This is a genomic window from Streptosporangium sp. NPDC051022 (assembly GCF_040683035.1).
Lineage (GTDB): Bacteria > Actinomycetota > Actinomycetes > Streptosporangiales > Streptosporangiaceae > Streptosporangium.
This window is the reverse complement of record NZ_JBFBCF010000002.1, coordinates 514795-539615: the sequence shown is the minus strand read 5'-3', so window position 1 is coordinate 539615 and position 24821 is coordinate 514795. Positions and strand designations below refer to the sequence as shown.

Below are 24821 nucleotides of genomic sequence, written 5' to 3'. Positions count from 1 at the left end.
TCTCATACGCAAAATCCTTGCCCCGCGCGGAAGGACCCGTGCGGGACAAGGACCACGGCTCAGACTTCGAGCAGCTCGGCTTCCTTGTGCTTGAGCAGCTCATCGATCTTGGCGACGTGCTTCTGGGTGAGGTCGTCGAGCTCCTTCTCGGCGCGACGGGCCTCGTCCTCACCGACCTCGCTGTCCTTGACCATCTTGTCGAGGCTCTCCTTGGCGTGGCGGCGGATGTTGCGGATGGAGACCCTGGACTGCTCCGCCTTGCCCCGGGCGACCTTGATGTACTCCTTGCGGCGCTCCTCCGACAGCTCGGGGAAGACCACCCGGATGATCTGGCCGTCGTTGCCCGGGTTCACGCCAAGGTCGGAGTTGCGGATCGCCTTCTCGATCGCGGCCATCGAGCCCTTGTCAAAAGGCTGGATGATCACCATGCGAGCCTCGGGGACATGGAACGAGGCCAGCTGCTGAATGGGCGTCAGAGCACCGTAGTATTCAGCGCTGATCTTGTTGAACATCGACGGGGTGACGCGGCCCGTGCGAATGCTGGCGAAGTCCTCCTTCGCCACAGACACGGCCTTCTCCATCTTTTCTTCGGCTTCGAAGAGAGTTTCGTCGATCACAGCGGCTCCCTGCCTTATCGGTCACTCACCATTCCACACCTGCTTCGCGGAACGCCGTCCCACCGGAGGCACCCCTCCGGCCGGCCTGTGCCGCCCCCGCTCCACTCGCCGCGGTCAGGTTCGCTCCCCGTCTTCTGGGTCACTCACCATTCCTCGCTCACTCCGCGGGACGCTCCTGTGTCGCGCACCACTTCGCTCGCTCCGTCAGGCTCGCTCCCCGTTCCCTGGGTCACTCACCATTCCTCACTCACTCCGCGGGACGCTCCTCCGTCGCGCACCACTTCGCTCGCTCCGTCAGGCTCGCTCCCCGTTCTCTGGGTCACTCACCATTCCTCACTCACTCCGCGGGACGCTCCTCCGTCGCGCACCACTTCGCTCGCTCCGTCAGGCTCGCTCCCTATTTCCCTGCCGGACTCACCAGCGTGCCGATCTTCTCACCGCGTACCGCCCGGAGGATGTTGCCCTCGCCCATGAGGTCGAAGACCACGATGGGCAGGCCGTTGTCCATGCACAGGCTGATGGCGGTGGCGTCCATGACACCGAGACCGCGGGTCAGCACCTCACCATATTCGAGGTGGTCGAACCGGACGGCGTCGGGGTTCTTCCGGGGGTCGGCGTCGTAGACGCCGTCCACCTGGGTGCCCTTGAGCAGCGCCTCGGCACCGACCTCCAGCGCACGCTGGGCGGCGCAGGTGTCGGTGGAGAAGAACGGCGAGCCGAGCCCGGCCCCGAAGATGACCACGCGCCCCTTCTCCAGGTGGCGGATGGCGCGACGGGGCAGGAAGGGCTCTGCGACCTGCTGCATGGTGATCGCCGTCTGAACGCGGGTGTCGATGCCGCGCTTCTCCAGGAAGTCCTGGAGGGCCAGGCAGTTGATGACCGTTCCGAGCATGCCCATGTAGTCGGCTCTGGCGCGGTCCATTCCTCGCTCGGACATGGCCGCGCCGCGGAACATGTTGCCGCCGCCGACCACGACAGCGACCTGGACACCCTCGTGGACCGCCTCGGCGATCGAGTCGGCCAGCTGGCCGACGACACGAGGGTCGATGCCCAGCGGCTCGCCGCCGGCGAATGCCTCGCCGGACAGCTTCAACATGACGCGCTTCCAGCGAAGCGGGCCCGCGTACGACGAAACCGCCGACGTAGCGGGTTCTGAGTTCTCCTGCACGGCGGCGGCCTCCTCGTTTAGCGCTCTGGTGAGAGAAGCTGGGTCAAGCCTAAGCCTGGCCGACCTTGTAACGGACGAAGCCCTGGACCTCGACGCCGTTCTCGCCGGCGTACTTCGCGATGGACTTCTTGTTGTCCTTGACAAATGCCTGCTCAAGCAGCGTGAAGTCCTTGTACCAGCCGTTGATGCGGCCATCGACGATCTTGGCGATGGCGGCCTCCGGCTTGCCCTCCTCGCGGGTCATCTCCTCGAAGAGCGCGCGCTCCTTCTCGATGACGTCCGCGGGGACCTGGGCGGGGTTGAGGTACTTCGGGGCCATCGCGGCGGCGTGCTGCGCGATGTCCTTGGCGACCTCGGCGTTGGCGGTGTCGAGCTGCACCAGAACGCCGACGGTCGGCGGAAGCTGCGGGTCGGTCTTGTGCATGTAGGCGCCGATGAAGCCGCCCTCCAGCACCGCGAACCGACGGATCTCGATCTTCTCGCCGAGCGCGGCGTTGGCCTCGTCCAGCTGCTCCTTGACGGACTTGCCGTCGAGCTCGGACTCCAGCAGGGAGGGCACGTCGGCCGGCTTGGTGGCCAGGATGTGCTCGACGACCTGGGCGGCGAGCTCCTGGAAGCGCTCACCCTTGGCGACGAAGTCGGTCTCGCAGTTGAGCTCGAGCAGCGCGGCGGCGGAGTCGCCGTCCTGCTGGAGGGCGACCAGGCCGTTGGAGGCGGTACGGGCCTCGCGCTTGCCGACGTCCTTGGCGCCCTTGAGACGCAGGAGCTCGACGGCGCGGTCGAAGTCGCCCTCGGACTCCTCCAGAGCCTTCTTACAGTCCATCATGCCGGCGGCGGTCAGCTCACGAAGCCGCTTGACGTCGGCCATGTTCACGGAAGCCATTGTCTTTTCCTCGCGGGGATCATCACTGATCTCAGAAGTCGGCATGAGATCAGGTGGCTGGGTGGATCGGGTGGGTGCCCTCCTTGGGGAGCGCACCCACCCGGAAAGAGCCTTGCGGGTCGTACGGCTGCGCCGTACGGGAGAGGCCTAGGCCTGCTTGTCGGCCTCGTCGGCCGGAGCGGCGGCCTCAGCCTCGGCCTCGGCGGCCGGAGCGGCGACCTCGGCGTCGGCGTCGTTCTCGGCGGCCGGAGCAGCCTCGGCCTCAGCGGCCGGAGCAGCCTCGGCCTCGGCGGCCGGAGCGGCCTCGGGGCGAGCGAGCAGCTCCTGCTCCCACTCGGCCAGCGGCTCGGCGCCACCGGCGACGGCCGGCTTGTCGTCGCCGCGGTTGACACCGGCGCGGGCCATGAGGCCGGCGGCGACGGCGTCGGCGACGACGCGGGTCAGCAGGCCGACGGCGCGGATGGCGTCGTCGTTACCCGGGATCGGGTAGTCGACCTCGTCCGGGTCGCAGTTGGTGTCGAGGATCGCGACGACCGGGATGTTGAGCTTACGGGCCTCGCTGATCCCGATGTGCTCCTTCTTGGTGTCGACGACCCACACCGCGCTGGGAACACGGGACATGTCGCGGATGCCGCCGAGGGTGCGCTCGAGCTTCTCCTTCTCGCGGCGGCGCATGAGGAGCTCCTTCTTGGTGAGCCCCGAGCCGGCCACGTTGTCGAAGTCGAGCTCCTCGAGCTCCTTCAGGCGCTGAAGCCTCTTGTGCACGGTGGAGAAGTTGGTGAGCATGCCGCCCAGCCAGCGCTGGTTGACGTAGGGCATGCCGACGCGCGCGGCCTGCTCGGCGATGGCCTCCTGGGCCTGCTTCTTCGTGCCGATGAACATGATCGTGCCGCCGTGCGCGACGGTCTCCTTGACGAAGTCGTAGGCCCTGTCGATGTAGGACAGCGACTTCTGCAGGTCGATGATGTAGATGCCGTTGCGCTCGGTGAAGATGAAGCGCTTCATCTTCGGGTTCCAGCGACGAGTCTGGTGACCGAAGTGGACGCCGCTCTCAAGGAGCTGTCGCATGGTGACGACGGGGGTGGACATGTGATTGTCCTCCAGGTCGGAGCGCCCATCGCTGGGCGCTGTTCTCGGTTTGACGCGACGGTCCTCGACCGCCGCCCTGATGCTCCGAACCGACTCCAGCCGGGCTCTCACCCGGACCGAGTGGACGGTTCTTGACGGGGCATGCGAAGTCGGCCCGCCAGTGACAGGCCATCGAAAAGTGTACCCTCAGCCGGGCCTCACGCTGACCTCAGCTTGCCTTCCCTGCCCGGTCAGCCACGGGAAAGCGCCCGTGGATCCTACCGGTCGCGGGGCAGCCCGTGCGGACGTCGCTCGGCCCGCGGGAAGAGGTTGATCTGAGCCTCGGAGACCCGCGCCCCCGCCGGAGCCCGGGTCCGGTCCCTCTCGGTGATCGCGTAGGGGGCGATCAGCTCCTCGATCCGCCTGTGCAGCTCCCGCAGCTCCTCGGCGTCGACCAGCAGGGCCGTACGGGTGAACACCGACGCCTCGCGCCACTCGGGGGACTCGCGGTCGGCGTTGTCCAGGGCGCGGGCCACCTCCTCGTCCGCCTGGCCGCGCATGGCCCTGATCAGCAGGTCCTTGGCCGCCCGCGCCTCGGGGCCGTCGTCCGGGTCGAGGGCGACGGACAGGGCGCCGTTGGTCCGGCGCCACACGCGTTCCCGGCCGTCGCCCCGGGCGGGCGCGTCCTCGGCGAAGCCGTACTTGGCGAGCATGCGCAGGTGGTAGCTGGCCGCGCTGGGGGTGACGCCGACGACGGCGGCGACCTCGGTCGCGGTCGCGGGCCCCTCGACCTGGAGCCGGTTCAGGATCGCCAGCCGTGCGGGATGGGCGAGCGCGCGCATCGCCACGGGATCGGTGAGCGGCTCGCGTGCCTGGGTCATGTGCAAACCGTACCCACTCCAGATCTGAAGGATTGCCTTCATAACCGTGAAGGATTACCTTCAGAGTTATGAAGCATTCCCTTCAGGAAACGGCCTCGTCCCCCATGCCCCAGACGGTCCCGCTGCGCAGGCAGCGTGACTACCGGCTGCTGCTGTCCGCCCGCATCACCTCGGAGACCGGCGGCGCGATCTCCCTTCTGGCCGTGCCGCTGACCGCCGCCGCCCTGCTCGGTGCCTCACCCGCCGAGATGGGCGCGCTCACCGCCGCGGCCTCGCTGCCCTTCCTGATGTTCGGGCTCCAGGCGGGCGCGATCGCCGACCGGCTCAGCCGCCACCGGCCGGTCATGATCGCCTGTGAGGCGGCGTCGGCACTGGCCATGGCCACGATTCCCTTCGCCTGGGGCATCGGGGTGCTGACGGTGCCCTGGCTGATCGCGACGGCGTTCGTCGTCGGCACCGCAACCGTGATCTTCCGGGCGGCGAGCTTCCCGCACCTGACCGTGGTCGTCCCGGAGAACCAGCGGACCGAGGCCCTGGCGGGCATGCACTCGGTCTACTCCCTCGCCTCCGTCTGCGGTCCCGGCCTCGCGGGGCTACTCGTCCAGCTGTTCACCGCGCCGTTCGCGATCCTGTTCGACGCGGTGTCCTTCCTGGTCTCGGCGTTCCTGATCAAGGGCATCCGGGCCCCGGAGAACCACACCCCGCCTCCCCCTCGCGGCATGTGGACCGAGATCCACGAGGGCCTGCGCGCGGTGACGGGCAACCCCGCGCTCCGGGCGCTCTGCGGATGCGGAGCGATCACGAACTTCTTCGCCGCCGCCTACAACGCGGTGTTCATGATCTACGCGCTCACCGAGCTCCGCCTGCCCGCCGGGCTGATCGGCGTGCTCTTCGCCTGTTTCGGCGTCGGCGGCCTGGCGGGCGCGGCCGCCGCCCCGCGCCTGGCCGGGCGGTTCGGCGAGAACCGGGTGCTGGCCTGCGCGACGCTGTTCTTCCCGCTCAACTACGTGATCGCGGCGACCGCCGCCCCGGAAGCCCTGTGGGCCACGTCCCTGCTCCTGGCCGTCAGCGGGCTGGTCACCGGCATGGCCATCCTCTCCTTCGCCGTCTGTTTCAGCGCCGTCGTCCTGCGGGAGACCCCCGCCGAGCTGCGGGGCCGGGTCAACGCCACCAACACCTTCACCGTCCAGGGCGTCCTCACCCTCGGCGGCCTCGCCGGCGGCCTGCTCGGCGAACTGCTGGGACTGCGCCCGGTGCTGTGGATCGGCGCGGCCGGGGTCGCGCTCACGATCCCGTGGATCTGGCTCTCCCCCCTGGGCCGCGCCCGCGCACCGCGAGGACGATGAACCCGGCGGCCAGCCAGAGCACACCGACCAGCTTGGCGAGGGAGGAGGCCAGGACGATGACCCAGACCGCGACGAGCGCGCCCGCGACAGGCACCGCCAGATGCCGCCACAGGTCACGGCTTCCCCGCCGGATCCTGAAATATCCGATCACAGACACGTGCAGCATCGTGAACGCCGCCAGCGCCCCGATGTCCACGACCGAGACCAGCACGTCGAGACCGTCGGGCCTGCTCGCCGCCCAGACGGAGACCACCAGCGTGACCGCCCCCGCGCTGAGCAACGCCACCCTGGGCGTCCCCGACCCGGCGTCGACCGACGATAGCGCGCGGGGCAGCCCGCCGTCCCTGGCCATGCCGTACAGCAGCCGCCCCGCAGCCGCCACCGCGGTCATCGCGGCGAACGCGGGCCCGACCGCCTTGGCGACCTTCATCAGACCCGCCAGCCAGGGCGCGACCGACCGGTCCGTCACCTCGTAGAAGGTGACGCCCTGCGCCGCCGGGTGCGCGGCCAGCTCCGCCGGGCTGATCGGGTCCAGCAGCCCCGCCAGGTAGGTCTGGAGCACGAACAGCACGCCCGCGACCCCCAGGCAGAGCAGCACCGCCCGCCCCACCTGGCGGGAGTCACCGGTCGTCTCCTCGGCGAACGAGGCGATGGCGTCGAAGCCCAGAAACGACAGCACCGCCACGGAGACGGCTCCGATCACCGCGGCGAGCGTGGTCCCGCCCACCCCGACGAACGGCGACAGCCACGGCCGGACCGGCCCCTCGGTGACCAGCGCGGCCACCGCCATGACCACGAACAGGGCCAGCACCACGATCTCGGACAGCAGCACGACCATGCCCACACGGGCGGCCAGCTGTACGCCGGAGACGTTCAGCGCGGTGGTGAACACGAAGGCCAGCGCCGTGAACGCCCAGGCGGGGACCGACGGGAAGAGCGCGTGCAGCGCGATCCCGGAGAACAGGTAGGCCACGCTCGGGATGAGCATGTAGTCGAGCATGACCAGCCACCCCGCCAGGAACCCGGCCCTCGGCCCCAGCCCCGCCGAGGCGTAGGCGAACACCGACCCCGCCTTCGGCACGACCCGCGACATCTCGGCGTAGGAGAGAGCGGTGAACGCCATGGCGATCGTGGCGATGACGTAGACAAGCGCGACCGCGCCCAGGCTCCTGGCGTCGAGCACCCCGAACACCCCGACCGGGGCCAGCGGCCCGATGAACAGCAGCCCGTAGACGATCAGATCCCGAGCCGAGAGCGTACGGCGCAGCCCACCCTGTGCTCCCACGTCACCACCCCTGTCCGAAGCCGGGCAGCCCTCCCCCTGTTCGAGGCTACGAGGACCGCCTCACCACCAGGCGGGCGGGTGCTTCCCCCGCCCCGGCGGCGGGCTCGCCCAGTACGGCGAGGCCCCGTCGATCGTTCCGGGCGGCCTGACGTAGGTCAGCCTGCCGAAAGGGCTGTCCATCTCGCGGAGCAGGTCGGCGACCTCCGGATCCGGCGTGTCCCCGCCGTCGACGCGGCCGAGGGAGTCGAGCCACAGCGCGGTCCTGGCCAGCGACACCTCGACCCTCCAGGAACCGCCCTCGGCCGCCCGGCGCAGCAGGGCCGCCATCGCGCCGAAGGCCGCCAGGTAACCGGTGGCGTGGTCGAGAACCTGGGCGGGGAGGGGAAGCGGCCGGGAGCCGTCCCCGCCCTCGTGGGCGATGCCGCACACCATCTGGACCAGACTGTCGAACCCCCGCCTGCCCGCCCAGGGGCCGTGCGAGCCGTACGCCGAGACGTCGACGCACACGATCCCCGGTCTGATCGCGGCCAGTTCCCGGGGGCCGAAGCCCAGTGCTTCCAGGGCGCCGGGCCGGTAGGACTGCACGAACACGTCCGCCTCCGCGACCAGGTCGCGCAGTGCGGCGGCACCGGCCGGGGTCCTCAGGTCGAGATGGCAGGACCGTTTCCCGAACGCCGTACCGATCACCACCCCCGGAACCTCGGGCAGATGCCCGGCCCCCACCCTGAGGACCTGTGCCCCGTGGGCGGCGAGCGTCCGCGTGGCCACCGGCCCGGCGATCACCCGTGTCAGATCCAGCACCCTGAGCCCGCCCAACGGCCGTCCCCGCTCCATCCGCTCGCCACCGCGTTCCATCCATCCCGACCGTCCGGCACCGCCTTTTCCCCGCCCCACCCCACCGGCGTCACGCTCCCCCGGCACAGACCCCCCATCACCACCACGCCCCCACCCCAGCCGCTCGACACCAACCGCCCCCCGCCCAAGCCCCTCGCCACCACGCCACAGCCGTCCCGGTCCTTCGTCATCACCGCTTCCCCGCCCCACCCCACCGGCGTCGCGCTCCCCCGGCACAGACCCCGCATCCCCACGCCCCCGCCCTGTCCCCTCGTCACCATGCCCCGCCCGTCCGGACCATCCGCCGTCGGACCGTTCCGCCCCACCACCGCTCTCCGGCCGCCCTGTCCCCTCGTGATCGGGCCCGCGCCCGGCGACGTCGATCCGGCCGACGCCGACGAGCGGCAATCCGGCGAGCGCCCGCCCCTGAGGATGCGTCCGCCATTCGGCGGCGCTTCGCATCGCGGCCGCGCAGCCTCCCGCGGCCGTCACCGCCTCCTCGATCTCGACGGCCTCGCGGCCCGCACATGCCCGGGCGACGGCGTCCCGGTCGGCGTCCAAGGGCAGTCCCAGAACCACGAGGGCCGCGTCGCGATGATGGTCGAAGTTGCAGTGCAGCCGGACCCAGCCGTCGGCGCTCCGGTAGTCGCCGGAGAGCGGGGCCCATCCGCCCTGCGCGACCCCGTCGATCTCGAAGTGACGCTCGTCCCTGAAGGCGACCGCCGCCTCCCGTACGTCCACCTCGGCCTCCCGCGCACCTCCCCAGAGCTTCGCGGCCGTCGCGGTGACGGCTCCCACCGTGACGGCCGCGGCCGTACCGACGCGGAAGACGGACGGCAACACGGGGTCCGCGCCGGTTACCCGGAGCGGCGGCAGCTCGACCCCCACTCCGGCGGCCAACTCCCGCACGCGCTCCTCCACCCCGCCCCTCCCACCCGAACTCGTCTCACCCGCATCTCCATCTCCTCGCCTCATCTCACCCACCCCACCACCGCCACCTTCATCACCCTTCACCACCGTTTCCCACCCATCCCCCACCTTCATCCCACTCCCACCCATCACTCCCGCCTGCCGTCCTTAACTCCCATCTCCCCCAACCACCACCTTCATCACCATCTCCCCCTCACCTCCCGCTCTCATCTCGCTCCCCTCCCCCCTGTCTCTCCTCACCACCGCCACCTTCATCGCCGTCTTCCACCTTCGTCTCACCCCTGTCCACCACTCCCCCATCCCTTCACCCTCATCGCCTCCCACCACCGCCCCCCTCATCGCCACCTCCACCGCCACCGCCACCTCCATCGCCGTTCGCCCATATCCCGCTCCCGTCCCCTTCGTTCACATCTCCCCGCTCCCCCACTCCCTCACCGCTCCCGTTCGTCTCCCGGCCTCATCCCGCCCACACCCCCGGCGTTCTCTCTCCACCTGTCCACAGAATCCGGTTCGGTCCACCCGGAGCCGACAAAGGTCTCTCATCCTCGAACACGTGAATCTCCTCCGCGCCTCTGGGATACGCACCCTGCTGTCTGCGCTGTTGCTCACCGCCCTGGGAACGGGGACCGGAAGCACCCATGCCACGATCACTCCGACGGATCTCCGGAAAGCAGCCGATCCCTCGCACAAATGGGACTGGCCGCTCACGGGACACCCCCGCGTGCTCCGGGGCTTCGCACCCCCGGCACAGCCATGGCTGACCGGTCACCGTGGAGTCGACCTCGCCGCGTCCCCTGGTGCGGAGGTGCGCGCCGCAGGAGCCGGAACGATCGGCTACGCGGGGCCGCTCGCCGAGCGCGACGTGGTGACGGTGCTCCATCCCGGCGGTCTGCGAACCACCTATCTGCCCGTCCATCCATCGGTACGGCACGGCCAGACGGTGGCCCGGGGTGAGGTCATCGGCATAGTCCAGGATCTTCCCGGTCACTGCCCGACCGGCTGCCTGCACTGGGGCCTGCTCCGGGATCACTTCTATCTCGACCCACTGCTCCTACTGGGGCATGGCCAGGTCAGGCTGCTTCCCATCTGGCCGACGAACCGTGAACGAGACGAACCATGAGTGAGAGGGGAGGAGCGGTTCTCACCGGTCGCCGACACAAGGGCTCCGGAGAGGCTTCCGAGGCGATCAACGGATGTCAACGGGAGAGAGCATGCCCCTCAGCGAGGCATGCCCCGAAACCTCGCCAGAGATGACCCTCTCCAGCCCCTTGCCACAAGACCCTGCCCCCGGCTTCCCCGTCACAGCAAGTGCCGGGCCCTTCGCTGCCCCCGTCGCAACGGCATGTCTATCCTCCGGAAGGTCCGCCGGAACGCAGGCGCCAGCCTTTGGGGACGCGTTCGACGTATCCGGCGGCGGCCAGTCCGCCCAGGCAGGACAGCACGGTCTCCATGTCCACGCCTGCGGTCACCGCTATCGTGGCCGGACCGACCCCGATGCGGATGGGCATGGCTTCCAGGACCCTGCGGGTCTCCGAGTTCAGCAGGTCATGGGGAAACACCGGACCTCGCTGTTCGGGGGCCAGGTCGTCGCCCATCACGCCGACGAGCTCGATCATCTCCTCGGGGGAGGTGACGCAGACAGCCTTGCCCTGACGGATCAGCCGATGGCATCCGGCCGAGGTCTCCGAGGTCACCGGCCCCGGCACGACGGCCAGGACCCGGTTCAGCGAAACGGCGTGTCCGGCGGTGTTCAGGGCCCCGCTGCGCACCGCCGCCTCGATCACCAGGCTTCCCCTGGACAGCGCGGCGATGAGCCGGTTGCGAATCAGGAAACGTGGCCGGGTGGGCCGGACGCCCATCGGTGACTCGCTCACCAGGAGGCCCTGCGACCGCACGGCCGCGAACAGGTCGTGGTGTGCGCTGGGATAGGTGACGTCGGTACCGCAGGCGAGCACCGCGACCGTCGGCGCCTCACATGCGAGGGCGCCGCGGTGGACCGCCCCGTCGATGCCGTAGGCGCCGCCCGACACGACGGTCCAGCCGCGCTCGCTCAACCCCGCTCCGAACTCCGTCGCGACATGCGTGCCGTACGGCGTGGCCGCCCGGGAACCGACGACGGCGACGGACCGAAGGCAGGAGAAACGCAGGTCCGCCTCCCCGTGAAGCCAGAGGGCGTAGGGGCGACGGTCTCCGAGGTCGTCCAGCTGGGTCGGCCATTCGGAGTCTCCGGGAATCACCAGCCGGGCCCCGCAACGCTCCCCTTCGGCCAGATCCCGAGCGGGATCGGCCGTCTCGAAACGGGCCGCCCAGGAGGCGAGCATCCGAGCGAACTTAGCCGCGACGTGGTCGTCCCTCGATCGGGAGGAGACGCCGTAAGCGTCCGCCGCATCGGACCGGGCACCGCGGACACCGCTCATCTCACCCCCGCCCCCGGCTTCGGCCCCGGAAACATCCTCCCTCCTTGAGCAGAAACCACGGACACTTGAGCACTCACCATGGACACCGTTCGCCCCGGCCCGATCATCGGAAACGTCCTCCACCCCGGACCGGGCACCGCGGGCACCGCTCATCCCAGCCCGGGCACCGGAGGCACCATCCGCCCCGGAACGAGCGCGGCAGGTGTCACACACACCGCGCCCGGCCTCACGCACATCCCGCGAACCGGCGCTGTACGCTCCGTCCCCGATCTCACGCACATCCCGCGAACCGGCGCCGTACACACCGGACCCGGCCTCACGCGCACCCCGCGAACCGGCGCCGTACACACCGGACCCGGCCTCACGCGCACCCCGCGAACCGGCGCCGTACACACCGGACCCGGCCTCACGCACATCCCGCGAACCGGCGCCGTACACACCGGACCCGATCTCGCGCACATCCCGCGAACCGATGCCGTGCGGGCCGTCCTCGACCTCGCACGTGTCCTGCGGGCCGGGTGATCCTGAGCCGTGGAGGTTCGCGAACCAGCGGGTGAGCTCCGGGTCCGGGCGTCCCCGGCTGATCCGCTCGACGGCGGCCTCCGGGCCGTGGGCGGCGACGATCCCGCCCATCACCGCGTCGCCCGGTTCGGCCACCCGCATCAGGGTGATCCGCGCGAGCCGATCGTTCATCGCTCCACTCCCAGCCACAGTCCGAGTGCCGCGTTGGTCTCGGTGACCTCGGGCATGCTCTTGTCCGCGAGGTCGGCGAGCGACCAGGCGACCCTGAGTGTTCGATCCAGTCCCCTGGCGCTCAGCTCTCCGCTGTCGAGACACTTCAGCAGAGGGGTCATCGCCCTGGGCGCCGGCCGGTAGTCGGTGTGCAGGGCCTGGGCCGGCACCTCCGCGTTACACCGCCAGGGTGTGGCCGCCAGCCGTCTGGCGGCGCGTTCGCGGGCGGCGAGCACCCGCTCGGCCACCACCCGGCTCGGCTCGATGAACCGGCGGTCGGCCAGGAGCTCACGCCGGGTCGAGCGATAGAGCGTGATCTTGACGTCGACCCGGTCCAGCAGCGGGCCCGAAAGCCTGGCCAGATAGCGGCGACGGGTCGTCGGAGTGCACCGGCACGGGTCCTCGGGGCTGGACGGCCGCGCACACGGGCACTGGTTCGCGGCCAGGACCAGCATGAATCTGGCGGGGAACATCACCGATCCCATCGCCCTGGAGACCGTCACCGTGCCCGACTCGAGCGGCTGTCTGAGCGAGTCGAGCACGGTCGTGGGAAACTCGGGGGCCTCGTCGAGGAACAGGACTCCCCGATGGGCGAGCGAGACCGCACCGGGCCTGATCGCTCCGCTGCCTCCGCCGATGACCGCCGCGACGGTCGCGGTGTGGTGGGGTGCCACGAACGGTGACCTGGTCAGCAGCGGGCGGTCCTCGGGCAGGGTTCCGGCGACGGAGTGGATCGCGGTGACCTCCAGTGCCTGCTCCGGCTCCAGGGACGGAAGCAGGCCGGGCAGGCGTTCGGCGAGCATCGTCTTGCCGGTGCCCGGTGGTCCCAGCATCCAGAGGTTGTGCCCTCCGGCCGCGCAGACCTCCAGCGCCCGGCGGGCGAAGGGCTGACCCGCCACGTCCGCCAGATCCGGGACGACCCCGCCGTCCTTCGCGGGCGAGGACAGCCAGGTGACGGCGGGCTCGGCGGGCCCGTCCTGCCGCCGGAGATCCTCGATCATGGGCACGTTGACCGGGTCGTCGCTGCGCAGCCAGCTCACCAGTTCGCCCAGGGTGGCGGCGGGGATCACCGTCACGCCGGGCACGAGAGCGGCCTCGGCGGCGTTGCGCGCGGGAACGACGACCGTGCCGGCCCCGGCGGCGGCGGCCGCCATCACGGCGGGAAGCACCCCGCGCAGGGGTCTCAGCGACCCGTCGAGAGCGAGCTCTCCCAGGAAGAACGGCCGGGCCACCCTGGCGGCGGGCACGAACCCGGCCGCCGCGAGCAGGGCGACGGCGATCGCCAGATCGAACATGCTGCCCCGCTTGGGGAGGCTGGCGGGAAACAGGCTGACGGTGATGCGGGCGTCGGGCCACGCGTAGCGGCTGTTGACCACGGCCGAGCGAACCCGGTCGCGCGCTTCGCTGAGCGCGGTGTCCAGCATGCCGATGAGATGCATGCCCGCCATGCCGTTGCCGACGTCGGCCTCGACGTCGACGGTGTGACCCGTCACCCCGAGCAGGGCGACGCAGCGGGTGCGTGCGACGGTCATCACGCCCCCTCTCGGGCCTGGCGCACGGTCCACGACATTCGGGGAGGCATTCAGCACATCCCTCGTTCGTGGCGGAGGGTGAAGTCTCCGGCGAACCGCTCCAGGGCGATGACATCGATGCGGATCGCGTCGAACCGCTCGCTCCGTTCGCCCTGCTCACCCCGCCACCTGGCCGCGAGCCTGCGCAGACGGGCGAGTTTCGCCTCGTTGACCGCCTCGAAGGCGGTCCCGTGGCTCCGGCCGGAGCGGGTCTTCACCTCCACCACGACGAGCGTGCGCCCCTCACGGGCGACCACGTCGATCTCCCCGTCGGAGCATCGCCAGTTGCGATCCAGGATCTGCATGTCGTGGGCCAGCAGATAGTCGACGGCGATCTGCTCGCCATGCCTGCCGAGATCGTCTTTCGCGGTCATGGAACCACCTCCGGTCCCAGACCTTCGCTCACCTCACCCCGGTCCCGGGGAGCCCGAACGGGTTCTGTGGATATCGGGCCGAGCACGGGTCACGCCTGTGGAAAACACGCCCTGGCCCCGTCCGCCGAAGCCTCAGCCCGGCGTTCCGTTCTCAGCCGGGAGGAACGCCCTCACACTACGTCGGTCACCAGCGCGGTGTCCTGGACGCCGGGCAACGTCGTATCCTCAGCAGTTGCGCCCGGGACCTGCGCTGGATCAAGCCGCGTGTCCGCAGCGAGGAAGGACGCACCTACATCGTCCGGCTGCTGCGCATCGCGAATCTGATTCTGGGCAGGGCCGTCCCGAACGGCCGACACGTACCGTAGCCACGGCGGCGGTCTTTTCTCCCCGGACGAATCGATCGCCCGCTCGTGCCACGGGGCCGCCTTCTTGGCAGAGCCCCGGCACCGGCCCTTCCGCCCGTCTCCCCTGCCGCGTCCGACCGCGTCGTGCGCGGGCCCCACGGCACCCCGGCGGGAAAGGAGCCTCCTCTGGAACCCGCCCCCGGGAGAGGCGCGGCCCGCGGAAAGCACGTCCGGGAACCCGGCGCGGCGCCCGACCCCGGGCTTCCGGGTCCGGGAGGTCCCGGGTCACCGGCAGGCCGGTGTGGGGACCCCTCCCCCGGACAGCCGGCGAGATCCCGCGGGAGGTCCCTGAAGGGACGGGTCCGCGGGAGGCTCGCGGGTCGTGAGGAATCTCAGCTCGAGAAGCCCTCCTTGGGCATCTCCAGGTCGGGTTTGGCCAGCTCCTCGACGTTCACGTCCTTGAAGGTGACCACGCGGACGTTCTTGACGAACCTCGCGGGCCGGTACATGTCCCAGACCCACGCGTCCTGCATCTTCACGTCGAAGAACACGTCACCGTTCTCAGCCGTACGGACGTCCAGGTCGACGGAGTTCGTGAGATAGAAGCGCCGCTCGGTCTCGACGACATAGGTGAACAACCCGACCACGTCGCGGTACTCACGGTAAAGCTGCAGCTCCATCTCGGTTTCGTACTTTTCGAGATCCTCTGCGCTCATACCGGTCCTCCTGTCACACGCCCTTCCCGAGCCGCCAGATCAGGCGACACCGGCCCCCATTTCATTTTCACCCATCACCTCATCCGTCCCTGACCGCGCCACCGTCGCGAACGAGAAACGGTGAGCCGGACACGGACCGTGCCTCTGGAGCGCTCTGCGATGCCCCACGGTGCCATACCCCTTGTGCACGGCGAAGCCGTACACGGGATGGTGTTCGTCGAGTGCGGTCATCATCCTGTCCCGCGTCACCTTCGCCACGATCGAGGCCGCCGCGACGCAGGCCGCCACCTGGTCCCCCTTCCACACGCCCAGCGACGGCACCGGCAGGCCCGGGACGGGAAAGCCGTCGGTGAGCACGTAACCAAGATCACAGGATAGCCGCGCCACCGCCCGGCGCATGCCCTCGATGTTGGACCTGTGCAGACCACGCGCGTCGATCTCCTCCGGTGGGATCACCACCACGCTGAACGCCTCGGCGGTCGCGGTGATCCGCTCGTACAGCGTCTCCCGCCGGGAGGCCGTCAGCGCCTTGGAGTCGTTCAGGTCCTCGATCCTGCGCCCGAGCACCACCGCCGCGACCACCAGGGGCCCCGCACAGGCCCCCCTGCCCGCCTCGTCGACTCCGGCCACCGGCCCCAGTCCACGGCGTGCGAGAGCCCGCTCATAGCCGTACAGCCCTGAGTCTCGCCGGACCACGCTGGGCGTGGGACGGAACGCAACCGTCATGACACCACGGCACACATAGGGACCATGAGCAGAGAGTACGCCCCAACCGGACCATTCGGTACTGGCTATCTCACCTTGGTGAAGGTCTCCGGCGTCGACAGCAGGCCCGCCCTGGAGAGCGGCCAGATGATCGCGAAGGCCCGGCCGACCACCGCGCTCTCGGGAATCGTGCCCTCCCCTTCCGTCTTCTCGTGCGAGCGCGAGTCACCCGAGGCCGAGCGGTGGTCGCCCATGACCCACAGCCGCCCCTTCGGCACGACTTTCTCGAACTTGGAGCCCGAGGGGAAGTCGTCGGGGTAGAGGTAGTCCTTCTCGTCGAGCGGCACGCCGTTGACGGTGATCCGCTTCTGGTCGTCGCAGCACTTCACGGTGTCGCCGCCGACCGCGATGACCCGCTTGATGGTGTCACCGCCGCGCCAGCCCGTGAAGACCACCACGTCGCCGCGCTCGGTGTCGCCGTGGAACTTGTTGACGACCACGCGGTCGCCCACTTCGAGGGTGTGCTCCATGGACTCGGAGGGGATGCGGAAGGTCTGGAAGACGAACACCTGCAAAAGCAGCGCCACCACCACACCGCCGGCGACGAGAAGCAGGGACTCGCGCGCGCCGCCCTTGCCGGACGACGCCTTCCTCCCGCCTTTCCCGTCCTTGCCGCCTTTCCCGTCCTTGCCGGGTTCCTCCACGTGCCCGCCGACACCGATCACCTCGGTGCCGGACCTGTCCTCACCGGCCCTGTCCTCACCGGACGCTCCGGTGCCGGGCCTGTCCGCGTCGGAGGCCGCCGCGCCCTTCTCGGCGCGGGGGCCTCCGGTGTGCTTCTCTCCGCCGTTGTCTCCGCCGGGCTCGCTGTCGGGGGCAACGGACCTGTTGTCGGGTTCCACGGTCATGACGTACGGCTACCGCCTCGAGTCGAAAGCCGGCGACGCCGCCGCCACAGGATCAGCGGCACGGCCCCCGCGAGACCGGCGGCGTAGGGAACCGCCTCCGTCGCGACGGCCACGGCCTTGAGAGCCGGCTGGTTGAAGGTTGGGGGAATGGGGATGATCGCCGCCCTGGAGAACGGCCACACGATCACGAAGGCCCGGCCGATCACCTTGTCGATCGGGATGGTCCCGCCGCCGGGGTCGCCCAGATGGGAGCGGGAGTCGAGGGAGACGAAGCGGTGGTCGCCCATCACCCACAGACGGTCCTGCGGGACCTTGACCTCGAAGAACCTCTGGGACGGCGCGTCACCGGGGTGGAGGTAGCTCTTCTCATCGAGGGGGACCCCGTTGACCGTGACACGTCCCTTGGCGTCACAGCACTTCACGGTGTCGCCAGGCACGCCGATGACGCGCTTGATGTAGTCCTTCTCACCGGGGACCACGCCGAAGGCGGTGCCGACCCAGCGGAAGAACCCGGCAACCGGGTTCGACGGCTCCTCGAGCCGCACCTCGCCGTCCCAGGAGTCCACGCCGGAGAACACCACCACGTCACCGCGCTCGATGTCGCGGACGTGGTAGACGAGCTTGTTCACCAGGACGCGGTCGTTGGTCAGGAGGGTGTTCTCCATCGACTCGGACGGGATGTAGAACGCCTGGATCACGAAGGTCTTGATTATCAGCGCGAGGACCAGCGCGACGACGATCAGGACGGGGAGCTCCTTCCAGAAGGAGCCCTTCTTGCCGTCCTTGGCTGTCTTCTGGGTTTCTTCGGCGACCACGCCCACCTCGTCTTCGGCAGGTCGACGCGGAGCGGCGCCGGACTCCCGGTCTTCGCTAATCATCGCTGACGAGCCTAGATGATGCGGAGTCCCGGCCGGGCTCCCTGCTGGTTACCTGACAGCTATGGGTCCGCCATAAGAGGTCAAACCCTCCTGCATGCGACTGGCCCGCCCCACCGGCAAGGGTGGACGGGCCAGAACGGCACGACGCGGACGTCTTAGCGGGCTCCGCGCTTTAGCGGGCTTCGCGCTTCTCGCGGATGCGAGCGGCCTTGCCGCGCAGCTCACGCATGTAGTAGAGCTTGGCGCGGCGGACGTCGCCACGGGTCACCAGAACGATCTTCTCGATGACCGGGCTGTGCACCGGGAAGGTGCGCTCGACGCCGACGCTGTAGCTGACCTTGCGAACGGTGAAGGTCTCACGGGCGCCACTGCCCTGGCGGCGCAGGACGAAGCCCTTGAACACCTGGACACGGGACCGGTTGCCTTCGATGACCCGGACGTGAACCTCAAGCGTGTCACCGGGGCGGAAAGCCGGGATGTCGGTGCGGAGCGAGGACTTCTCGAGCTCGCTGATCAGCGTGTGCATGGCAGTGGTACCTCATTTAGGCGAGCGCGTGGAGGTCCATCCGGCCGCGCCGGGCGGCATCGCGATGGACACACGTGCTGGATCGAATGTGTCTTGGAGTCGGACCTGTCCGTCCGACAGCGCGCGCCAACCCGTGGACAGTAAGCGGCAACGCTTCAGTCTGCCATATTTTCACGACCGACCGGAAATCAGCGCGTCAGGACGCGCGAGGCGACTCCCCTCGACGGCCCCGGCCCCACCCCTTGGACGTACCGGTCACCGCTCCCGCCGGGAAGATCAGTCCTCTCGGCCGCGCCCGGTCAGTCGCCCCCGGAGACGGGCCGGGCGGGGATGTCGAGCTCCGCCAGAACCTGCCGGTCGTGCTTGTCCAGGCTCTCCGGATCGAGCGCGGCCAGCAGCTCGAACCGGTTCTTCGCGGTACGGCGCAGCGCCTCGTCCCGCCGCCACCGGGCGATCCTGCCGTGGTGCCCGGAAAGCAGGACCTCCGGGACCCCGCGCCCCCGCCACTCCGGAGGTTTGGTGTAAACGGGACCTTCCAGGAGGTTCTCCATCGCTCCCGGCGCGAACGAGTCGTCCACGGCGGAGCGGGCGTTGCCGAGCACCCCGGGCAGCAGCCGCCCGACGGCCTCGATCATCACCAGCACCGCGACCTCACCCCCGGCCAGCACGTAGTCGCCGATGCTGACCTCGTCCACGCGCATCCGCGAGCCGTACTCCGCCATGACCCGGGAGTCGATGCCCTCGTAGCGGGCGGGCGTGAACAGCAACCACGGCTCGGCGGCGTACTCCATCGCGAGCCGCTGGGTGAAGGGCACGCCGCTCGGGGTCGGCACGATGATCCTGGGCAGCGCGGCCTGGTCGGCCGCCAGGACCGCGTCGATGGCCTCGCCCCACGGATCGGGCTTCATGACCATGCCGGGGCCGCCGCCGTAGGGGGTGTCGTCCACGGTGCGGTGCACGTCGTGGGCCCAGTCGCGCAGCTGGTGGAGATGGACGTCCAGGATGCCGCGCTCACGGGCCTTGCCGATGAGGGAGACGTCGAGCGGGGCGAAGTATTCGGGGAAGATCGAGATCACGTCGACGCGCATGTTCAGACGGCCTCGTCCGGGTTGAGCAGGCCGGCGGGCCCGTCCACGACGAGGACACCCTTCTCCAGGTCGATCACAGGGACCAGCGCCTTGACGAACGGCACGTAGACCTCGTCCCGGCCGCGCCGTACGACGAGCAGGTCCTGGCCGTGGTGGAGCACGTCGGACACCTCGCCGACCCGCTCTCCGCCGGGGGTGACGACGGCCAGGCCGATGAGCTGGTGATCGTAGAACTCGTCGGGGTCCTCCGACGGGGGGATGTCCGCCGAGTCGATGACGAGCATGGTGCCTCTGAGGTCCTCGGCGCGGTCGCGGTCGCCCACCCCCTGGAACCTGACCAGCAGGATCCCCGAGTGCCAGCGCCGGGACTCGACGACGAGCGGGCCCGCGGACGCGGGGTCGGTCGCGATGACCGCCCCGGGGGCGAAACGCCGGTCGGGGTCGTCGGTGCGCACCTCGACGGACACGTCGCCGCGGAGCCCGTGGGGACGGCCGATCCGGCCTACGACAAGCTGCACGCCCGCCTCCCAAGATGATCGTGTGTCGGAAAAGCGAACGGGTCACCCACGCTGCGTGGGTGACCCGTTCACTCGATGGATCTCGTGTCGGCTAGCGGGCCTCGTTCAGGTCGAGCAGGTCGACCCGGACGTACTTGCCGTCGCCCAGAGCGTTCACGACGGTGCGGAGCGCCTTGGCCGTGCGGCCGCCACGGCCGATGACCTTACCGAGGTCCTCGGGGTGAACCCGAACCTCAAGCACACGTCCGCTGCGAATGCGGCGGGCGTGAACCTGGACCTCGTCAGGGTGTTCGACGATGCCCTTCACCAGGTGCTCGAGGGCCTCCTCGAGCACCTCAGGCCTCGCCTTCCGGCTTCTCCTCCGCAACCGGCTCGGCCTCGGCGGCCGGCTCGTCGGCCTTCACCGTCTTCTTGGCCGACTTCCTCGGCGTGGTGGCGTTGTCCAGGGACAGCGTCTCCTTGGCCGCGGCCTCGTAGGCGGCGTGGCGGTCGGCCTTGGGCTCGGCCACCTTGAGCGGAGCCGGAGCAGCCTCGCCCTTGAACTTCTGCCAGTCACCGGTGAGCTTGAGGAGCTTCAGCACGGGCTCGGTCGGCTGCGCGCCGACGCCCAGCCAGTAAGCCGCCCGCTCGGAGTCGACCTCGATGCGCGAGGGGGTCTCCTTCGGGTGGTACAGGCCGATCTCCTCGATCGCCCGGCCGTCACGCTTGGTGCGGCTGTCGGCGATGACGATGCGGTACTGCGGGTTGCGGATCATGCCGAGCCGCTTGAGCTTGATCTTGACTGCCACTGGTGTGGTCTCTCCTGCATTAGAGCGTGGGTGAACGACGTCTCATCGAGTGGGGTTACGAGGAGAGGACCGTTCAAGGGACAGGCGCGGCATGCGGGGGTGAGAGGGCACCCGCGTGGTCACGATGTTCCAACATGTCATTGTGCCAGACGTACGGGGGTGCCAGGTCAACCCGACACCATTCCGTACGGCAGGCGAAGGGCAAATCTCGGTAAGCCACGTGTGTCCAAGACGCCGGGCGGCTCCGGTCACTGCGCTAATTGGCCGCCGTGGCAACCACCCTGAGACCCCTGCTGCTGGCCGCGACCGGATCCCTCGCCGTGCTGGGCACCGCGCTCACCCTGAGGGCCGGCGCCGTCGCCGGCGAGTTCGGCCGGACGGGAGAGGCGGAACAGGGGATCCGGAGCGTTTCCGTCCCCGCCCCGGACGGATGCGGCGACGGCGCCGACGGGGTGCCGCCTCCGCTCGGGGCGCTGCTGCGGATGCTGTCGGCACCGGCCGGCTGCCCGCCGGGCTGATCCGGCCCGCGCCCCGGGACGGGTCCCGGCCGGGCCGGGATCCGATCCGCGCCTCGGCCCGGGAGCGTCCGGTTCACAGCGCGGCCCCGGAGCGTCCGGTGCACGGCGCGGCCCGCGGCCCGGAGGTCACCTGGGCCGCACTCCCAGGAGTTCCAGGGTCGCCACGACGATGAAGCCCACCACGATGACCACCCAGATCCACCGGGCCCACCCGTCGAAACCGCCGCTCATCGCCGCCCCCGTAAGACCGGCTCACCCACGACCCGGAAGACCGGTCACTTCTGTCCGGGAAGCTTGAACTTCGAGGGGTCGAAGCCCGGCGGCAGCTCCATGCCGGGCGGGAGCTGACCGGCGCCCAGCTTGCCGAGGAGGCCTCCCCCGCCCGGCGCGCCGTCCTGGGCGGGCGCCGCACCGGACGCGCCCTTGCCGAGCGCGGCCTTGCGCGGGTCACCGCTGACCCGGCGCCCCTTGGCCGCCTTCTTCTGGGCGGCCTTGCCCGCCTTGCGTCCGCCGGGCATGCCCGGGATGCCCATCCCGCCCGCCATGCGCTTCATCATCTTCTGCGCGTCGAAGAAGCGGACGACGAGGTTGTTGACCTCGGTCACCGTCACGCCGGAACCCCTGGCGATGCGGGCGCGGCGGGAGCCGTCGATCATCTTGGGGTTCTGGCGCTCGCCGGGGGTCATCGAGCGGATGATGGCCGCGACGCGGTCCAGGTCGCGATCGTCGACCTGGTTGAGCTGGTCGCGCATCTGCCCCATGCCGGGCATCATGCCGAGCAGGTTCTTGATGGGGCCCATCTTGCGGACCATCATCATCTGCTCGAGGAAGTCTTCGAGCGTGAAGCCCTCACCCGAGGTGAGCTTGCCCGCCATCTTGGCGGCTTCCTGCTCGTCGAAGGTCTTCTGCGCCTGCTCGATCAGGGTGAGGATGTCACCCATGTCGAGGATGCGGGAGGCCATCCGGTCCGGGTGGAAGGCGTCGAAGTCCTCGAGCTTCTCACCGGTGGAGGCGAACATGATCGGCTTGCCGGTGATGTGGCGGACCGACAGGGCCGCACCGCCGCGGGCGTCGCCGTCGAGCTTGGTGAGCACGACGCCGTCGAAACCGACGCCGTCCATGAAGGCCTGGGCGGTGGAGACGGCGTCCTGGCCGATCATGGCGTCGACGACGAACAGGACCTCGTCCGGGGAGACCGCGTCGCGGATGTCGGCGGCCTGCTTCATCAGCTCCTGGTCGATGCCCAGGCGGCCCGCGGTGTCGATGATGACGATGTCGTGCTGCTGGCGCCTGGCGTGCTCGACCGACTGGCGGGCCACGGCGACCGGGTCGCCGACGCCGTTGCCCGGCTCGGGAGCGTAGACGGCGACGCCGGCGCGCTCGGCGACGACCGACAGCTGCTGGACCGCGTTGGGGCGCTGGAGGTCGGCGGCGACCAGCAGCGGCGTGTGGTTCTGCTCACGCAGCCAGCGGGCGAGCTTGCCTGCCAGGGTGGTCTTACCCGCACCCTGGAGACCCGCGAGCATGATGACGGTCGGCGGGTTCTTCGCGTAGCGAAGCCGCCGGGTCTCACCGCCCAGGATCTCGACCAGCTCGTCATTGACGATCTTGACGACCTGCTGTGCCGGGTTCAGCGCCTGGGAGACCTCTGCCCCCCGGGCACGCTCCTTGACCTGGGCGACGAACGTCCTGACCACCGGCAACGCGACGTCGGCCTCGAGCAGCGCGATGCGGATCTCGCGGCAGGTGGCGTCGATGTCGGCCTCGGAGAGCCGACCCTTGGAACGGAGGGAGGAGAAGACCGATGTCAGCCGGTCGGAAAGCGTCTCGAACACGTGATTGGCCAGCCTCTGCGCTACAGGTCTGCGACTCGACCCCCCAGCCTATCCGCTGAGAGGGACGAATTACGCCCCGGCGGCCTCTCCGTCCCGGGGATCTCGCCCTCGCCCGGGATCGGCAGGCCCGCCGATCCCGGCCACGCCGAAGGGCCCCGGCGAGCGGGGACCGGCGCCGTGCCCAGGATAATTCACCAGGTCACGGCCCGGAACGGCCGGCCGTCGTCACCGCCGGGAGGATCCGTCTGGCCGGGCACCCCTCGCCGGTGCCGGCCGGACCCGCGCAGCCATGCCTCGCCGTACCGGCGCCGGGGGCGGGCCCCGGAGGCGGCAGGGAGACGGCGGGAAGGCGGGTGAGATGTCAGCGGTCCCTCAGTGACCCCTCGACGACCCCTCGACGACCCCTCAACGGCCCCAGCCCGGAACGGCCATCCGTACGGTGAGGGCGTGCTCGACCAGGGTGATGAGCGTCGCCTTCACCGCGTCGCGCGAGCGCGCGTCGGTGCGTGAGATCGGGATGTGCGGCGCCAGGGTGAGCGCCTCCCGCACCTCCTCCTCACCGTGCAGATAGCTCCCGTCCCAACCGTTGACCGCGACCACGAAGGGAAGCTTGGCCTCCTCGAAGTAGTCGATCGCCGGGAAGCTGTCGGCCAGCCGCCGGGTGTCGACCAGCACGATCGCACCGATCGCGCCGCGCACCAGGTCGTCCCACATGAACCAGAACCGGTGCTGACCCGGCGTACCGAACAGGTACAGGATCAGGTCCCGGTCCAGCGAGACACGCCCGAAGTCCATCGCGACCGTGGTGGTCGTCTTGTTCGGGGTGAGGCCGAGGTCGTCGATGCCGGCGCTGGCGTCGGTCATCACCGCCTCCGTGGTCAGCGGCAGAATCTCCGAGACCGCCCCCACGAACGTGGTCTTACCAACACCGAACCCACCGGCGACGACGATCTTCGTCGATGTCAGGCCGCCGCCGCGGCTAGAGCCTGCGAAGTCCACTGAGCACCCTTTCCAGCAGGTTGAGATCCGGCTTGCCCGCGTCCAGTTGCGGCTGATGCAGCTGGACCAGACCCTCGGCCGCCATGTCCGCGACCAGGATCCGGGTAACGCCGAGCGGGATGCGGAGCATCGCGGAGATCTCAGCGACCGAACGCACTTGCCGGCACAGGGCGCTGATGGCCTGATACTCCGGCGTGCGGGTGGATAGATCGTGATGTACGGACGTCGCCGAGGAGACCAGGGCCTCCATGGCGAGCTGGGTCCGGGGGGCGGTCCGCCCTCCGGTCACGGCGTACGGCCGGACCAGAGAGCTCTGTTCCCCGGGCACCGGTTGCGTGAAATGCGAAGGTCCCCCCTGATGCCGGTAGGGATCCTCCATCGACTGGTAGGGCGACCCGCCTAGCGGGTCGCCCTCACCCGTCCAGCCGCGGCCTGCCACGGCGTCCTCCTATGGTGGTCATCGCCATCACCGGGGGTGGGAGGCCTGGAGTTCGGCGCGGACGGCCGGTGTCAGCACCTGGCCCGCTCGTTCGACAAGAAGGGTCATCTGGTAGGCCACCAAGCCCATGTCACAGTCGGCGGCGGCCAGCACGGCCAGGCAGGAGCCGTCACTGATCGACATGATGAGGAGCAGCCCTCGCTGCATCTCCACCACCGTCTGGGTGACCGCACCGCCCTCGAAGACCCTGGAGGCACCCTGGGTGAGGCTGATCAGCCCGGCGGCGACCGCCGCCAGCTGGTCCGCCCTGTCCCGGGGGAATCCATCGGAATACGCCAACGGCAGACCGTCAGCCGACACCACGACCGTGTGAGCCACGCCTGGGACGTTGTTCACAAAGTCGGTTATCAGCCAGTTGACCCCCCGAGCGGCCTGGCTCATCTCGCGCACGTG

General features: G+C 69.9%; 27 protein-coding genes. 3 read left to right on the top strand and 24 right to left on the bottom strand.

Annotated features, from left to right (window positions below):
- Positions 1-59: 59 nt before the first annotated feature.
- The 5 genes from frr to AB0N02_RS06415 form a co-directional block, all read right to left on the bottom strand.
- Positions 60-617: a ribosome recycling factor gene (gene frr, locus AB0N02_RS06435; RefSeq protein ID WP_363943322.1), complete on the bottom strand. Its 558-nt coding sequence runs from the start codon at positions 615-617 to the stop codon at positions 60-62.
- Between the two features lie 397 nt (positions 618-1014).
- Positions 1015-1713: a UMP kinase gene (gene pyrH, locus AB0N02_RS06430; RefSeq protein ID WP_363943320.1), complete on the bottom strand. Its 699-nt coding sequence runs from the start codon at positions 1711-1713 to the stop codon at positions 1015-1017.
- A 121-nt stretch (positions 1714-1834) separates the two neighbouring features.
- Positions 1835-2668, bottom strand: a complete 834-nt coding sequence (gene tsf, locus AB0N02_RS06425) for a translation elongation factor Ts (RefSeq protein WP_363943318.1) — start codon at positions 2666-2668, stop codon at positions 1835-1837.
- A 147-nt stretch (positions 2669-2815) separates the two neighbouring features.
- Positions 2816-3757 (bottom strand): 30S ribosomal protein S2, encoded by a 942-nt coding sequence (rpsB, locus tag AB0N02_RS06420; RefSeq protein ID WP_363943317.1) that lies wholly within the window; start codon positions 3755-3757, stop codon positions 2816-2818.
- A gap of 257 nt (positions 3758-4014) precedes the next feature.
- Entirely contained in the window at positions 4015-4617 is a 603-nt protein-coding gene (locus AB0N02_RS06415; protein ID WP_363943315.1) for a winged helix-turn-helix domain-containing protein, read from the bottom strand.
- Between the two features lie 68 nt (positions 4618-4685).
- Here AB0N02_RS06415 and AB0N02_RS06410 point away from each other — a divergent pair, with 68 nt between their 5' ends.
- Positions 4686-5963 carry an MFS transporter gene (locus AB0N02_RS06410; RefSeq protein ID WP_363943314.1) on the top strand — a complete coding sequence of 426 codons (1278 nt, stop codon included), beginning with the start codon at positions 4686-4688 and terminating at the stop codon, positions 5961-5963.
- Here AB0N02_RS06410 and AB0N02_RS06405 read toward each other — a convergent pair.
- The 3 genes from AB0N02_RS06405 to AB0N02_RS06395 form a co-directional block, all read right to left on the bottom strand.
- A complete protein-coding gene (locus AB0N02_RS06405; RefSeq protein WP_363943313.1) occupies positions 5902-7248 on the bottom strand; it encodes an APC family permease in 1347 nt (448 codons plus the stop codon). The genes AB0N02_RS06410 and AB0N02_RS06405 overlap by 62 nt on opposite strands.
- Positions 7249-7308: 60 nt before the next feature.
- On the bottom strand, positions 7309-8991 hold the full coding sequence (locus tag AB0N02_RS06400) for a CoA transferase (RefSeq protein ID WP_363943312.1): 1683 nt from the start codon (positions 8989-8991) through the stop codon (positions 7309-7311).
- Between the two features lie 168 nt (positions 8992-9159).
- Entirely contained in the window at positions 9160-9369 is a 210-nt protein-coding gene (locus AB0N02_RS06395) for a hypothetical protein (protein WP_363943310.1), read from the bottom strand.
- A gap of 196 nt (positions 9370-9565) precedes the next feature.
- Here AB0N02_RS06395 and AB0N02_RS06390 point away from each other — a divergent pair, with 196 nt between their 5' ends.
- Positions 9566-10132, top strand: a complete 567-nt coding sequence (locus tag AB0N02_RS06390; RefSeq protein WP_363943309.1) for a M23 family metallopeptidase — start codon at positions 9566-9568, stop codon at positions 10130-10132.
- A 226-nt stretch (positions 10133-10358) separates the two neighbouring features.
- Here AB0N02_RS06390 and dprA read toward each other — a convergent pair whose 3' ends face one another.
- The 12 genes from dprA to rpsP all read right to left on the bottom strand — a co-directional run bounded on the left by dprA (position 10359) and on the right by rpsP (position 20577).
- Positions 10359-11333, bottom strand: a complete 975-nt coding sequence (dprA, locus tag AB0N02_RS06385; protein ID WP_363943307.1) for a DNA-processing protein DprA — start codon at positions 11331-11333, stop codon at positions 10359-10361.
- A 785-nt stretch (positions 11334-12118) separates the two neighbouring features.
- On the bottom strand, positions 12119-13693 hold the full coding sequence (locus AB0N02_RS06380) for a YifB family Mg chelatase-like AAA ATPase (protein ID WP_363943306.1): 1575 nt from the start codon (positions 13691-13693) through the stop codon (positions 12119-12121).
- 50 nt (positions 13694-13743) lie between these two features.
- Complete coding sequence (locus tag AB0N02_RS06375; protein ID WP_363943304.1) at positions 13744-14106, bottom strand: YraN family protein; 363 nt, start codon at positions 14104-14106, stop codon at positions 13744-13746.
- A gap of 736 nt (positions 14107-14842) precedes the next feature.
- The gene (locus AB0N02_RS06370; RefSeq protein ID WP_030511723.1) at positions 14843-15166 is read right to left on the bottom strand and encodes a DUF2469 domain-containing protein; all 324 of its coding nucleotides are present in this window, start codon (positions 15164-15166) and stop codon (positions 14843-14845) included.
- A 39-nt stretch (positions 15167-15205) separates the two neighbouring features.
- On the bottom strand, positions 15206-15892 hold the full coding sequence (locus AB0N02_RS06365) for a ribonuclease HII (protein WP_363943302.1): 687 nt from the start codon (positions 15890-15892) through the stop codon (positions 15206-15208).
- 65 nt (positions 15893-15957) lie between these two features.
- On the bottom strand, positions 15958-16779 hold the full coding sequence (gene lepB, locus AB0N02_RS06360; RefSeq protein WP_363943301.1) for a signal peptidase I: 822 nt from the start codon (positions 16777-16779) through the stop codon (positions 15958-15960).
- A complete protein-coding gene (gene lepB, locus AB0N02_RS06355) occupies positions 16776-17657 on the bottom strand; it encodes a signal peptidase I (RefSeq protein ID WP_363943299.1) in 882 nt (293 codons plus the stop codon). Before lepB (AB0N02_RS06355) ends, lepB (AB0N02_RS06360) begins: the two co-directional genes overlap by 4 nt.
- 172 nt (positions 17658-17829) lie before the next feature.
- On the bottom strand, positions 17830-18183 hold the full coding sequence (rplS, locus tag AB0N02_RS06350) for a 50S ribosomal protein L19 (protein WP_363943297.1): 354 nt from the start codon (positions 18181-18183) through the stop codon (positions 17830-17832).
- A gap of 299 nt (positions 18184-18482) precedes the next feature.
- Positions 18483-19271: a tRNA (guanosine(37)-N1)-methyltransferase TrmD gene (gene trmD, locus AB0N02_RS06345; protein WP_363943296.1), complete on the bottom strand. Its 789-nt coding sequence runs from the start codon at positions 19269-19271 to the stop codon at positions 18483-18485.
- A gap of 2 nt (positions 19272-19273) precedes the next feature.
- Positions 19274-19789, bottom strand: a complete 516-nt coding sequence (gene rimM, locus AB0N02_RS06340) for a ribosome maturation factor RimM (RefSeq protein WP_363943295.1) — start codon at positions 19787-19789, stop codon at positions 19274-19276.
- A gap of 91 nt (positions 19790-19880) precedes the next feature.
- On the bottom strand, positions 19881-20123 hold the full coding sequence (locus AB0N02_RS06335) for an RNA-binding protein (protein WP_012888562.1): 243 nt from the start codon (positions 20121-20123) through the stop codon (positions 19881-19883).
- Position 20124: 1 nt separating this feature from the next.
- Positions 20125-20577 (bottom strand): 30S ribosomal protein S16, encoded by a 453-nt coding sequence (gene rpsP, locus AB0N02_RS06330; protein WP_363943294.1) that lies wholly within the window; start codon positions 20575-20577, stop codon positions 20125-20127.
- A gap of 269 nt (positions 20578-20846) precedes the next feature.
- Here rpsP and AB0N02_RS06325 point away from each other — a divergent pair, with 269 nt between their 5' ends.
- Complete coding sequence (locus tag AB0N02_RS06325; protein WP_363943292.1) at positions 20847-21095, top strand: hypothetical protein; 249 nt, start codon at positions 20847-20849, stop codon at positions 21093-21095.
- 275 nt (positions 21096-21370) lie between these two features.
- On the opposite strand, the gene ffh is transcribed toward AB0N02_RS06325, so the two are convergent.
- The 4 genes from ffh to AB0N02_RS06305 form a co-directional block, all read right to left on the bottom strand.
- Entirely contained in the window at positions 21371-22930 is a 1560-nt protein-coding gene (gene ffh / locus AB0N02_RS06320) for a signal recognition particle protein (protein WP_363943290.1), read from the bottom strand.
- Between the two features lie 405 nt (positions 22931-23335).
- Complete coding sequence (locus AB0N02_RS06315; protein ID WP_363943289.1) at positions 23336-23929, bottom strand: ATP/GTP-binding protein; 594 nt, start codon at positions 23927-23929, stop codon at positions 23336-23338.
- Entirely contained in the window at positions 23910-24308 is a 399-nt protein-coding gene (locus tag AB0N02_RS06310) for a DUF742 domain-containing protein (RefSeq protein ID WP_363943444.1), read from the bottom strand. The genes AB0N02_RS06315 and AB0N02_RS06310 overlap by 20 nt, the downstream gene beginning before the upstream one ends.
- An 87-nt stretch (positions 24309-24395) precedes the next feature.
- Positions 24396-24809 carry a roadblock/LC7 domain-containing protein gene (locus AB0N02_RS06305; RefSeq protein WP_197048434.1) on the bottom strand — a complete coding sequence of 138 codons (414 nt, stop codon included), beginning with the start codon at positions 24807-24809 and terminating at the stop codon, positions 24396-24398.
- Positions 24810-24821: the final 12 nt, after the last annotated feature.